The sequence below is a fragment of the Actinomycetospora corticicola genome (genome assembly GCF_013409505.1).
GTDB lineage: Bacteria > Actinomycetota > Actinomycetes > Mycobacteriales > Pseudonocardiaceae > Actinomycetospora > Actinomycetospora corticicola.
This window is the reverse complement of the sequence record NZ_JACCBN010000001.1, coordinates 4,052,287-4,064,159: the sequence shown is the minus strand read 5'-3', so window position 1 is coordinate 4,064,159 and position 11,873 is coordinate 4,052,287. Positions and strand designations below refer to the sequence as shown.

The following is an 11,873-nucleotide window of genomic DNA, read 5'->3' as shown; positions in this document are numbered from 1 at the left end:
CATGTACCCCACCGATCGCCCCCGGCGGCTGCGCACCACCCCGGCCCTGCGCCGGCTGGTGTCCGAGACCGAGGTGCGGCCGCGGAACCTGGTGCTCCCGGTGTTCGTCGCCGAGGGACTCGAGTCGCCGAAGCCGATCGCGTCGATGCCCGGCGTCGTCCAGCACACCCGCGAGACCCTGCGCAAGACGGCCGCCGAGGCCGCCGCCGCGGGGCTCGGCGGGATCATGCTGTTCGGCGTGCCGGCGCACCACGACGCGACCGGCACCGGCGCCGTCGACCCCGACGGCATCCTCAACGTCGGGCTGCGCGAGGTCCGCGAGGAGGTCGGCGACGCCCTCCCCGTCATGGCCGACACGTGCCTCGACGAGTTCACCGACCACGGCCACTGCGGGGTCCTCGCCCCCGACGGCACGGTGGACAACGACGCCACGCTCGAGGTCTACGCGGACATGGCGGTGGCCCAGGCCGACGCCGGCGCCCACGTGGTCGCCCCCAGCGGGATGATGGACGGCCAGGTCGGGCGGATCCGCTCCGCGCTCGACGCCGCCGGCCACGTCGACACCGCGATCCTCGCCTACAGCGCCAAGTACGCGAGTGCGTTCTACGGGCCCTTCCGTGAGGCCGTGGACTCGCAGCTCACGGGCGACCGCCGGACCTACCAGCAGGACCCGGCGAACGCGCGCGAGGCCCTGCGGGAGACCACGCTGGATCTCGCCGAGGGCGCGGACATGGTGATGGTCAAGCCGGCCATGGCCTACCTCGACGTCCTGCGCTCGGTCGCCGAGATCTCCGACGTCCCGGTCGCCGCCTACCAGGTCTCCGGGGAGTACGCGATGATCTCCGCCGCCGCCGAGCGGGGCTGGATCGACCGCGACCGCACGATCCTCGAGACCGTCACCGGCATCCGCCGCGCCGGTGCCGACATCGTCCTGACCTACTGGGCGACCGAACTGGCGACGTGGCTCGATCGTTGAGGGCCACATGAGCGAGCACGTGCGTGAGGTCACCCCGCCCCGCGAGGAGCCCCACCGCCCCACGATCGTGACGGTGGCGCTGGTGCTGTGGGTCGTGCTCGGCGTGCTGCTCGTCGGGACGGCCGTGCTGTTCCTGATCGCCCTCGTCGTCGGGAACGCCGACCCGAACACCGGGACCGGCTCCCTCGTGCTGACCGCCGTGGTGCTCGCCGCGCTGGGCGGCGCCACGCTGTGGGCCTCCCGCGGGCTCGCGGCCCGGTCGCGCCCCGCCCGCGCGACGTTGACCGCGATCGGCGTGGTGCTCGCCGTCGCCGGGCTGGTCCAGCTGACGTTCCTCGGGGTCGGCGGCGTGTACTTCGTCGCCTTCGCCGCCGGGGCGCTGCTCCTGCACCTGCCCGCGGCGCGCGCCTGGTTCGCGTGATGGCCGCTGTCCCCGGTCCCGGCGGCGGAGACGCAGCGGAGCGGAGCTCGACCTCGTCGAGCAGTTCGGTGCGGTTCGCCGAGGCGGGTGCGCCCTGGTGGCCGGTGCTGATCGGCCCCGTCGTCGCCGTCGGCGGCCCGTTCCTCGACCGCATGGCGCCCGGTGGGGCGACCCCGTGGGCGTGGGTGGTGATCGGCGTGGTCCTGCTCGCCCCGATCGCCCTGATCGTGCGGGTGCGGCGAAAGCTGCTGAAGGTGCGGGTGACCGACACCGAGCTGGTGCAGGGCGACGAGACGGTGCCGCTGGAGCGGATCGTCGGCGCCCGTCCGCCGGACGGCAGCGGCCGCTTCGGCATCAAGCCGTTCGGCAACCACCCCTCGGTCCTGCGGCACCTCGGCGCCGTCGTGGTGACGATGGACGACGGCACCCGCCGTGCCGCGTGGGCCCGCGACGCCGACGGGCTGCACGCCGCGCTGTCGGCCGTGCTGGCGGAACGCGAGCCGTCGTCGTGAACCGTCGGGCCCTCGTCACCGCGGTCGTCGCGGTCCTGCTCCTCGTGGGCGCCGCGCTGTGCCTCGCGCGCGGCATCGACACCTCGCCGTCCACCGGGGGCCTGCTGGTCGCGCCTGTCGAGCTCACGCGGGTGCTCGGCGCCTGGGTGGCCGCGGCGGTCGTCCTCGTCACGGCGGCCGTGCTGTGCCTGATCGACGTGGTGGCCCGCGTCCGGGTGTCCCGCGCCGCCTGAGGCCCCTCCACCTGGCAGGAAAGCGTCGTTGCTGTCATCCAGCGACAGGATCGCCACGTCGTCGCCTCCGGCGCGTGTCGGCCGTTCGGCGGCTCGGACGTCAGTGGCAACGGGTGCAGCTGAGTCGCCCTCGTGCCACTGAACTCCGGGGCCGGCTGTCACGGGGGTGGAGGAGGCCCGCACACGGCGGCCACTCCGGGGTGCCTGGGAGGATGGCGCCGTGAGCAGCGCTCCCGCGACAGCGACCGGACCGGTGACCCGTTCGGCCGAGCTCTTCGCGCGCGCCGAGGCGATCGTCCCCGGCGGCGTCAACTCCCCGGTCCGGGCGTTCCGGTCGGTCGGCGGCACGCCCCGCTTCATGCGGGAGGCGTCCGGCGCCTGGCTGACCGACGCCGACGGCAACCGCTACGTCGACCTGGTCTCCTCCTGGGGACCGATGATCCTCGGGCACGCCCACCCCGCCGTCGTGGAGGCGGTCCGCGAGGCAGCGACCCGCGGACTGAGCTTCGGGACGCCGACCGAGGGCGAGATCGACCTGGCCGAGGAGATCGTGCGCCGGGTCGAGCCGGTGGAGCAGGTCCGCCTGGTCAACTCCGGCACCGAGGCCACGATGAGCGCGATCCGACTGGCGCGCGGCTTCACGGGCCGCAGCGTCGTCGTGAAGTTCGCCGGTTGCTACCACGGCCACGTCGACGCGCTGCTCGCCGAGGCGGGCAGCGGGGTCGCGACGTTCGGCCTGCCGAGCACGCCCGGCGTCACGGGTGCGCAGGCGACCGACACCATCGTGCTGCCCTACAACGATCTCGACGCCGTCGCCGCCGCCTTCGCCGAGCGCGGTCAGGACATCGCCTGCGTCATCACCGAGGCCGCCGCCGGGAACATGGGGGCGGTCGCTCCCGACGACGGGTTCAACGCCGGGCTCAAGCGGCTGTGCGCCGCCCACGGCGCGCTGCTGATCATGGACGAGGTGATGACCGGGTTCCGCGTCTCGTCCGCGGGCTGGTTCGGCCTCGAGGGCGTCGCGGGCGACCTGTACTGCTTCGGCAAGGTCATGTCCGGCGGGCTGCCCGCTGCGGCCTTCGGCGGGCGGGCCGACATCATGGGCCACCTCGCACCGGCCGGGCCCGTCTACCAGGCCGGGACGCTCGCCGGGAACCCCGTCGCCGTGGCCGCCGGGCTCACCACGCTGCGGCACGCGACCGAGGACGTCTACACCGCGCTCGACACCGGTGCCGACCGGCTGCACGCGCTGATCCACGAGGCGCTCGACCAGGCCGGCGTGGTGCACACGATGCAGCGCGCCGGATCGCTCGTGTCGGTGCGCTTCGCCGACGAGCCGGGCCGGAACTACGACGACATGAAGGCCGCCGAGACCTGGCGGTTCCCGCCGTTCTTCCACGCGCTGCTCGACCGCGGGGTGTACTTCCCGCCGAGCGTGTTCGAGGCGTGCTTCATCTCGGCGGCGCTCGACGACGAGACGTTCGGCGTCATCGCCGACGCCCTGCCCCACGCGGCGCGGGCCGCGGCGGCCGCGGAGGCCCCGTCGTCGTGAAGACCCAGGTGCACATGGTGCGGCACGGCGAGGTCCACAACCCCGAGGGCATCCTCTACGGCCGGCTGCCCGGCTACGGGCTCTCGGAGACGGGGCGGGAGCAGGCGCGGCGGGTGGCCGACCACCTCGCGGGGGCCGACGTCACGGCCCTGCTCGTCTCCCCGATGCAGCGCGCGCAGGAGACCGCTGCGCCGATCGCGGAGAAGCTCGGGCTCGAGATCCTCACCGAGGACCGGCTGATCGAAGCGGCGAACGCGTTCGAGGGGATGCAGGTCGCCGTGGGGGACGGGGCCCTGCGCAAGCCCGAGTACTGGCCGCTGCTGCGCAACCCGTTCCGCCCGTCGTGGGGCGAGCCGTACCTCGAGATCGCCCACCGCACGCTCGGCGCGGCGCACCGGGCGCGGGCGCTGGCGGCGGGGCACGAGGCGGTGTGCGTGTCGCACCAGCTGCCGATCTGGACGCTGCGGCGTTACCTCGCGGGTGACCGGCTCTGGCACAACCCCGCGAAGCGGGAGTGCTCGCTGGGGTCGGTGACCACGCTGACGTTCGACGACGAGTCGCTGGTCGACATCGCTTACGTCGAGCCGAGCGGCACCTCGACCGGGACGGGTGCATGAAGAAGCTGTTCGTGACGACGGTGGTGGTGGTGCTCGCGCTGCTCGCCGGCTGCTCGTCGGCGGAGAACCGGGACGACGGCGGGTTCACGTTCGTCGCGCCGGGTGGACAGACCCAGATCTCCTATCCCGAAAACGAGCGCCGGCCGCTGTCGCCGGTGGCGGGCGACTCGCTGCTGCGGCCGGGCCAGGAGCTCTCGACCGCGCAGTTCCGCGGGCAGGTCGTCGTGCTCAACATCTGGGGCTCCTGGTGCGGCCCGTGTCGCGCGGAGGCGGGTGCGCTCGAGCAGGTCGCCGAGGCGTCGAAGGCGCGCGGGGTGCAGTTCGTGGGCGTCGACGTGCGCGACGACCGGGCCGCGGCGGCCGACTTCGTCCGGGACCGCGGGGTCAGCTACGACTCGATCTACGACCCGCCCGGCCGTTCGCTGCTGGCGCTGCGCGGCTACCCGCGCAACGCGGTGCCGTCGACGATCGTGCTGGACCGCCAGCAGCGGGTCGCCGCCGTGTTCCTCACGGCGGTGCTGGCGAGCGACCTGCAGCCCGTGGTCGACCGGGTCGCGGCCGAGCCGGCGCCCGCGGCCTGACCCCGGCTCCCGTCCCCCGTCCCCCTGCGTGAGGGAAATCCTCACGCAGGGGGGCGGGGGGAACAGGGGCGGCGGGTGACCTACGACAACCGGTAGGACCTCCTCACGCCGGAGCGACGTTGGCGTCCTACGCTGGGACGCGAGATGGAGTGCGCATGGACCTGACCCAGACGGTGACGTCGGGCCCCGTCCTGCTCGCTCTCGCGCTGTCGCTGGTCGCGGGGTTCGTCAGCTTCGCCTCCCCGTGCGTGGTGCCGCTGGTGCCGGGCTACCTCGCGTACCTGGCCGGCCTGGTCGGCGCGAGCGCGCCCCCGGTGCGGACCGACGAGCCGACCGATGTGCCGACCGACGCGGCCCCTGACGGAGGCACGACGCAGACGATCACCCGCCGCGCCTCCACCCACCGGGTCCGGCTCGCCGGGGCCGCCGCGCTGTTCGTCGCCGGGTTCACCGTGGTGTTCGTCCTGGGCCTCGGCGCGATCGTGTGGGCGGCCGACGCGCTGGTCACCAACGAGGCCGTGCTGCAGCGCCTCGGCGGGGTGGTGACGGTGGCGATGGGACTGGTCTTCGTCGGCCTCGTCCCGGCCCTGCAGCGCGACACCCGCCCGCACTGGGTACCGCGCATGGGTCTGGCCGGCGCCCCGCTGCTGGGCGCGACGTTCGGCCTCGGCTGGACCCCGTGCCTCGGCCCCACCCTCACCGGCGTCATCGCCCTCGCCTCGGGCACCGGCGGCGACGGCAGCGCCGCCCTGCGCGGGGGCGCCCTGGTGCTCGCCTACTGCCTCGGGCTGGGCGTGCCGTTCATCGTCATCGCGCTCGGTGCCGGGCGGGCGGTGCGGGCCCAGGCCTGGCTGCGCCGCCACGTCCGCGGCATCCAGATCGCCGGGGGCGTCCTGCTCGTCCTCGTCGGCCTGGCCCTCGCCACCGGCCTCTGGGGCGAGCTCGTCACCCAGCTGCGCGCACCGATCGCGGGGTTCTCCACACCGCTATGACCGACACCCTCGAGAAGCGCACCGACCCGCCGTCGGGAAGCAGTCACCCCGGCCGCGACCTGCTGGCGCTCGCCCGCAACACCTGGCGCGGGCTCACCAGCATGCGGACGGCGCTCATCCTGCTGTTCCTGCTGGCGCTCGCCGCGCTGCCCGGCGCCTTCCTGCCGCAGCGCACGCCGAGCCCGCAGGCGGTGCAGAACTTCTTCACCGAGCATTCGACGCTGGCGCCGCTGCTGGACCGCATCGGGATGTTCGACATCTTCGGGACGCCGTGGTTCTCGGCGATCTACCTGCTCCTGTTCATCTCGCTCGTCGGCTGCCTGGTCCCGCGGACCTGGGAGCAGATCCGGGGCCTGCGGGCCCGCACGGTCGCGGTCCCCCGCAACCTCTCCCGGCTGCCCCACCACGCGGCGGGCGACGACGACCGGACGCCCGACGAGGTGGTCGCGGCGGCGCGGACCCGGCTGCGCGGCTGGAAGGTCGACGTCCGGTCCGAGCCCGACGGGGTCCGCACGGTCTCGGCGGAGAAGGGCGCGCTGCGCGAGGTCGGGAACGTCGTGTTCCACATGAGCCTGCTCGCCCTGCTGCTGGGTATCGCGGTCGGGAAGCTCTTCGGCTACGAGGGCAACGTGATCGTGATGGCCGACGGCTCGGAGTTCTGCAACTCCGGGATCCTCGCCTACGACACGTTCCGGCCCGGCCTGCGCGTCGACGGGACGAACCTGTCGCCCTTCTGCCTCGACGTCGACCGCTTCACCGCGCAGTACCGCCCCGACGGGGCGGCCGACTCGTTCGCCGCCGACGTCCGGTACTCCGATGCCGACGCCCTCGCCGACGGCAGCCCGCCGGTGCCGACGACGATCGCGGTCAACGACCCGCTGCGCTTCGACGGGGAGCGCGTCTACCTGCTCGGCCACGGCTACGCCCCGCAGTTCACCGTGACCTTCCCCGGCGGCGCGCAGCGGACGCTCGCCACCCAGTGGGAGCCGGTCGACCAGCGCACGTTCCTCTCGCAGGGCGCGACGAAGTTCGACCGGCCCGGGGTCACCGACGAGGCCGAGCGCCGCAGGACCCAGGTGGCGATCACCGGCCTGTTCGCCCCGACGTCCAGCGGCGGGTCCGTCGTCACCTCGACGTTCCCCGCCCTGACCGCCCCCGAGGTGGCCGCCGACGTCTACGAGGGCGACCTCGGGCTCGACTCCGGCCGCGGCCAGTCGATCTTCGCGATCGACCAGTCGATGGTCGACCAGGGTCGGCTCACGCGGGTCGCGCGCGAGAACCTCGTGCCCGGGCAGACGATCGCGCTGCCCGACGGCACCCAGGTGCGCCTCGACGGGGTCAAGGAGTGGGTGAACCTGCAGGTCTCCCACGACCCGGCCCAGGACGCCGTGCTCGTCGCCGCGATCGCCCTGCTGGTCGGCATCACGCTCTCGCTCACCATCAAGCGGCGTCGGTTCTGGGTGCGGGTCACCCCCGCCGCGCCGTCTACGACGGATCGTCGTAGCCTCGTGCAGGTCGGTGGGCTCGCCCGGACGGACCAGGCCGGGTACGGCGAGGAGTTCGAACGGCTCCGCGACGACCTGCTGCGACCCCGACACGGAGGTTCCTGATGGGCGTCGACGCCCCCCTCGGCGACTTCGGCGACGTGCTCTTCTACTCCGCCCTCGCCGTCTACATCCTCGCGATGCTGCTGCACGCGGTGGAGCACGGACTGCTGCGCCGGGCCGAGCCCGAGGCCGCCCTCGCCCAGGTCCCGGTGGCCGTCGGTGCCGGCTCCGGCCCCGACGTCCCGACGACCGGCGACGACGCCCCGACGCGCGCGGCCCGCCCGCTCTCCGAGCGGTTCGGTCGGATGGGCGTCTCGCTCACCGTCCTCGGGTTCGGCCTGCACCTCGCGATGCTGATCGTCCGCGGCGTGGCCGCCGGCCGGGCGCCGTGGGGCAACATGTACGAGTTCACCGCCGCGGTCTGCCTGGTCGGCGTGGGCGCCTGGCTCGTGGTGCTCTACCGCCGTCCCGAACTGCGCCGCCTCGGCGTGTTCGTGCTGCTCCCGGTGATCCTGCTGATGTTCCTCGGCGGGACGGTGCTCTACACGCAGACCGCGCCCGTGGTGCCCGCGCTGCGCTCCTACTGGCTCGCGATCCACGTGACCGCCGCGGTCATCTCGTCCGGCATCCTGCTCTTCGCGGGTGTGGCCAGCGTGCTCTACCTGCTGCGCTCGGCGCACGACCGCAGCGGACGGATGGCGTGGACCGCCAGGCTCCCCGGCGCCCAGGTCCTCGACCGCGTGGCCTACCGCGCCACCGCGGTCGCGTTCCCGATCTGGACCTTCGCCGTCATCACCGGCGCCATCTGGGCCGAGGCGGCCTGGGGTCGCTACTGGGGCTGGGACCCCAAGGAGACGACCGCGTTCATCGCCTGGGTGGTCTACGCCTGCTATTTGCACGCCCGGTCCACCGCGGGGTGGCGGGGCCAGCGGGCCGCCGCGATCAACGTCGTCGGCTTCGCCGTGATGGTGTTCAACCTGTTCTTCGTCAACCTCGTGGTCACGGGTCTGCACTCGTACGCCGGCGTCGGCTGAGATCCTTCCGGAGTTCCGGGTGTCCGGATCGTCCGGGCCGACTACGGTCGCCCGGAGATCCCGAGGCGGACCGCGACAGGGGGCGGCGACGATGGAGGCCCGACCGGAGGACCCGGCGCCGCACGACGGGACCGCCGAGGCCGCGTCCGTGACGCCGTCCTCGGAGGACGCGGCTCCCGCGGAGGTGTCCGCGGCGTCCGTCCCGCCCGCGGACACCACCCACCAGGTGGACACCGCCGGGGCCGCCCGCGGTGACGTCCGCCGCCCGCCCGAGCCGTCCACCGCGCTCGCCCCGATCGGACCGCCGGCCCCGGGGCCGACCGACCTGTCCTCGGCCCAGCTGCTGCGCCCCACGCGGCCCGAGCCGCGGACCGGCTGGCGCCGCGCGGTGTTCGTGGCCAGCGGCGGCCTGCTCAACCCGGGCGAGAGCGACGCCGACGTCGCCCGCCGCGAGCTGGTGGACCGGGTCAACCAGCCGCTCGCCGGTTGCTACAAGATCGCGATGCTGAGCCTCAAGGGCGGCGTCGGGAAGACCACGACGACGGCCTCGCTCGGCTCCACCTTCGCGTCGTTGCGGGGTGACCGCGTGGTCGCCGTGGACGCCAACCCCGACCGCGGCACGCTCGCGGAGAAGGTGCCGGTGGAGACGACCGCGACGGTGCGGCACCTGCTGCGCGACGCCGCGCTCGTCCGCCGCTACTCCGACGTCCGCGCCTACACCTCGCAGGGACCGTCCCGGCTGGAGATCCTGGCCAGCGACCAGGACCCGGCGGTCTCCGAGGCGTTCAGCGAGCTCGACTACCGGCGCACCGTCGACCTGCTCGAGCACTTCTACAACATCGTGCTCACCGACTGCGGCACCGGACTGATGCACTCCGCGATGCGCGGGGTGCTCGACGTGGCGGACTCGCTGGTCGTCGTCTCCTCCTCGTCGATCGACGGCGCGCTGTCCGCCTCCGCGACGCTCGACTGGCTCGACGCCCACGGCTACGGCGACCTCGTGGCCCGCTCGGTCGCGGTGATCAACTACGTGCGCCGGTCGTCGGGCGGGGTCGACCTCGACCGCGTGGCCGACCACTTCGCCGGCCGGTGCCGCGCCGTCGCCCGGCTCCCGTTCGACCCGCACCTCGACGAGGGCGCCCAGATCCACCTGGAGAAGCTCGCCCCGCGCACGCGCACCGCGATGCTCGAACTCGCGGCGCTCGTGGCCGACGACTTCCCGCGGGCCGGGTCGCGCGTCCGCATCGGCCCCCGCTGACCCGCGCCGACCTCAGCCGCGCGACCACCACCGCCGTCGCGGCCCCGGCAGGGTCGCGACGAAGGCGTGCGCGTCGTCGTGGAAGCCGGTGCCGGTCCGGCGGGGCCGCCCCGTGATCCACCAGTCGAGGCGGGCGTCGAGGTCCTCCGGCACCGGGCGCCCCGCGGCGTCGAGCACCTCCGTCACCACGCGCCCGAGTACCCGGCGCCGCTTCACCCGCAGCGTCCGCGCCTCGGCGGCGACCCGGTCCGCGTCGAACCCCGGCGGGACGGGGGCGTCGGCCACGAGGGCCGCGAGGAGCTCGGCCTGCCGGGCCGCCAGGTCCCGACGACGGGTGTCGGTCACCGCGGGACCGGGCTGCGGTCCCGGACGGCCCGCAGCAGGTCGAGCTCGCCCGCGAGTTCGGCGTCGGAGGGATAGCGGTCGTCGCGCTCGAGCAGGACGCCGGGCCGGACCCCGACCGCCGCGCACCGGGCGAGAAGGTCGGCCAGGAGGTCCAGCACCGCCGGACCCAGCGGGTGGGCGTGCGTGTCGTGGTACAGCCCGTCGGGGCCCGTCGTGCCGCCCGCGGCGTGGACGTAGACGACCCGCTCGAGCGGCAGGTCGTCCAGCACCCGGGCCGGGTCCTGGTCGAGGTTCACGGCGCAGGCGTGCAGGTTCGCGACGTCGAGAACGAGCCCGACGTCGGTCCGGGCGCACAGCTCGGCGAGGAACGCGCCCTCGGTCAGCTCGGCGTCCGGCCAGGCGAGCAGCGCCGCGATGTTCTCCACGGCCAGCCCGACCGGCAGCCGGTCCTGCGCGACCCGGACGTTCTCGACGAGGACGTCGAGGGCGTCCCGGGTGCGGGGGACCGGGAGCAGGTGGCCGGACTCGAGGCCACCGCCGCGGACGAAGCACACGTGGTCGCTGACCAGCGGGGCGTCGAGCGCGGTGGCGACCGCGGCGAGGTGGTCCACCCGGTCGGTGCGCAGCTCCTCCGCCCCGCCGAGGGAGAGCGAGACCGCATGCGGCAGCACGGTGACCCCGCGGGCCCGGAGCCGGCCGAGGGAGGCCGGGAGGGAGTCCGGGCGCAGGTCCTCGGCCACCACCTCCACGAAGTCCGCGGCGCCGCGGTCGACGAGGGACTCGACGGTGCGGTCGATCTCCGGGCGCCAGCCGAGGCCGACCCCGGGCGGGGCGCTCATCCGCCGCACCCGCCACCGCCACAGCCGCCACCGCCACCGCAGCTGCTCCCGCCTCCGCACGACGACGAGCCGCACGAGGACCCGCCGTCGAACCCGCCCCCGTCGCCGCCGCCCCCGAGGGCGATCGGGGGGACCAGCAGGCCCGCGAGCTCGGGATCGGGGAAGGCGGCGAACCCGCCGACGGCGACGAGCAGGGCCGCGGCCCCGACCCACGGGGCGGCCCCGGACATGCCTGCCCCGACCGGCGGGCGGACCTGTCGGGCCGACGCCCGCGCGTCGGCGAGCGTGGCCTGCCCGCGCGGGGTGAGCACGCGCGTCGAGCGGGGCCGGGTGGCGAGCGCGACGAGTCCGGCGACGACCAGCAGCGCCACGAGGAAGCCGACCGACGCGCCACGGCCGAGCCCGGCGGCGAGGCGCGCGACACCGAGGACCACCACGAGCCCGAAGGGGATCCACGCGCGGCGGACGCGGCGGCGGATCGCGCGCGGGTCGTGGAGGAGTCCCCGGGCGACGAGCTGGTCGGTGAGCTCCCCGACCTCGTCGGCCCGCCGGGTGGCGGCGACGAGGGCGTTCGCCGTGCGCGGGGTGGTCGCGTCCCGGAGGACCCGGACGTCGAGGTCGGAGAGCTGCGGGTCGTCCTCGGGGCGCACCGGCCCCACGACGGTGCACAACCGCCGGGAGTCGTCCACCCGCAGCCGGCCGCTCTCCAGCAGGCCCGCCACGCTCGCCGCGACCGCCCGGTCCTCCCCGCCCGCCAGGACGCCGAGCTGGGCCGGCGTCACCGTCCGGTCGGGGTCACGACCCGGTGGTCGTCGCCCGGCCGTGGCCCGGACGAGGTGTGGCACGACGATCGTCACGGCCGCCAGGAGCAGCCAGAGGGCCAGGAAGGCCGGGCCGGAGATTCCCCACGTCGGTGCCATCGTCGTCGCCTCGTCCCATCAGGTGACGCCCTCGGACGGGCGTCAC

At 74.8% G+C, this 11,873-nt stretch carries 14 protein-coding genes; 11 read left to right on the top strand and 3 right to left on the bottom strand.

The window, feature by feature from the left end; translation table 11 throughout:
- The first annotated feature begins 1 nt into the window (after nucleotide 1).
- The 11 genes from hemB to BJ983_RS19720 all read left to right on the top strand — a co-directional run bounded on the left by hemB (nucleotide 2) and on the right by BJ983_RS19720 (nucleotide 9,723).
- A complete protein-coding gene (gene hemB, locus BJ983_RS19770) occupies nucleotides 2-976 on the top strand; it encodes a porphobilinogen synthase (protein ID WP_179795384.1) in 975 nt (324 codons plus the stop codon).
- Nucleotides 977-983: 7 nt separating this feature from the next.
- Nucleotides 984-1,397: a DUF7937 domain-containing protein gene (locus BJ983_RS19765; protein WP_179795383.1), complete on the top strand. Its 414-nt coding sequence runs from the start codon at nucleotides 984-986 to the stop codon at nucleotides 1,395-1,397.
- A gap of 68 nt (nucleotides 1,398-1,465) precedes the next feature.
- Nucleotides 1,466-1,909 (top strand): hypothetical protein, encoded by a 444-nt coding sequence (locus tag BJ983_RS19760; RefSeq protein WP_179795382.1) that lies wholly within the window; start codon nucleotides 1,466-1,468, stop codon nucleotides 1,907-1,909.
- Nucleotides 1,906-2,142 (top strand): hypothetical protein, encoded by a 237-nt coding sequence (locus BJ983_RS19755; protein WP_179795381.1) that lies wholly within the window; start codon nucleotides 1,906-1,908, stop codon nucleotides 2,140-2,142. Before BJ983_RS19760 ends, BJ983_RS19755 begins: the two co-directional genes overlap by 4 nt.
- A gap of 253 nt (nucleotides 2,143-2,395) precedes the next feature.
- Nucleotides 2,396-3,694, top strand: coding sequence for a glutamate-1-semialdehyde 2,1-aminomutase (gene hemL, locus BJ983_RS19750; protein ID WP_179798020.1), 1,299 nt, complete (start codon nucleotides 2,396-2,398; stop codon nucleotides 3,692-3,694).
- A 14-nt stretch (nucleotides 3,695-3,708) separates the two neighbouring features.
- Nucleotides 3,709-4,311: a histidine phosphatase family protein gene (locus tag BJ983_RS19745; RefSeq protein ID WP_218891344.1), complete on the top strand. Its 603-nt coding sequence runs from the start codon at nucleotides 3,709-3,711 to the stop codon at nucleotides 4,309-4,311.
- Entirely contained in the window at nucleotides 4,308-4,892 is a 585-nt protein-coding gene (locus tag BJ983_RS19740) for a TlpA family protein disulfide reductase (RefSeq protein WP_179795379.1), read from the top strand. Before BJ983_RS19745 ends, BJ983_RS19740 begins: the two co-directional genes overlap by 4 nt.
- 155 nt (nucleotides 4,893-5,047) lie before the next feature.
- On the top strand, nucleotides 5,048-5,884 hold the full coding sequence (locus BJ983_RS19735; RefSeq protein ID WP_179795378.1) for a cytochrome c biogenesis CcdA family protein: 837 nt from the start codon (nucleotides 5,048-5,050) through the stop codon (nucleotides 5,882-5,884).
- Nucleotides 5,881-7,494 (top strand): cytochrome c biogenesis protein ResB, encoded by a 1,614-nt coding sequence (gene resB, locus BJ983_RS19730; RefSeq protein WP_179795377.1) that lies wholly within the window; start codon nucleotides 5,881-5,883, stop codon nucleotides 7,492-7,494. The genes BJ983_RS19735 and resB overlap by 4 nt, the downstream gene beginning before the upstream one ends.
- On the top strand, nucleotides 7,494-8,465 hold the full coding sequence (gene ccsB, locus BJ983_RS19725; protein ID WP_179795376.1) for a c-type cytochrome biogenesis protein CcsB: 972 nt from the start codon (nucleotides 7,494-7,496) through the stop codon (nucleotides 8,463-8,465). The genes resB and ccsB overlap by 1 nt, the downstream gene beginning before the upstream one ends.
- A gap of 91 nt (nucleotides 8,466-8,556) precedes the next feature.
- On the top strand, nucleotides 8,557-9,723 hold the full coding sequence (locus tag BJ983_RS19720) for a MinD/ParA family ATP-binding protein (RefSeq protein WP_179795375.1): 1,167 nt from the start codon (nucleotides 8,557-8,559) through the stop codon (nucleotides 9,721-9,723).
- A gap of 12 nt (nucleotides 9,724-9,735) precedes the next feature.
- Here BJ983_RS19720 and BJ983_RS19715 read toward each other — a convergent pair whose 3' ends face one another.
- From BJ983_RS19715 to BJ983_RS19705, 3 genes are read right to left on the bottom strand one after another with little or no spacing between them, the layout of a single operon-like run.
- Nucleotides 9,736-10,068, bottom strand: a complete 333-nt coding sequence (locus BJ983_RS19715; RefSeq protein ID WP_179795374.1) for an SCO6045 C-terminal-like domain-containing protein — start codon at nucleotides 10,066-10,068, stop codon at nucleotides 9,736-9,738.
- Nucleotides 10,065-10,907 carry an MbnB/TglH/ChrH family RiPP precursor modification enzyme gene (locus BJ983_RS19710; RefSeq protein WP_179795373.1) on the bottom strand — a complete coding sequence of 281 codons (843 nt, stop codon included), beginning with the start codon at nucleotides 10,905-10,907 and terminating at the stop codon, nucleotides 10,065-10,067. The genes BJ983_RS19715 and BJ983_RS19710 overlap by 4 nt, the downstream gene beginning before the upstream one ends.
- Nucleotides 10,904-11,827: a TIGR04222 domain-containing membrane protein gene (locus BJ983_RS19705; RefSeq protein ID WP_179795372.1), complete on the bottom strand. Its 924-nt coding sequence runs from the start codon at nucleotides 11,825-11,827 to the stop codon at nucleotides 10,904-10,906. Before BJ983_RS19705 ends, BJ983_RS19710 begins: the two co-directional genes overlap by 4 nt.
- Nucleotides 11,828-11,873 lie beyond the last annotated feature (46 nt).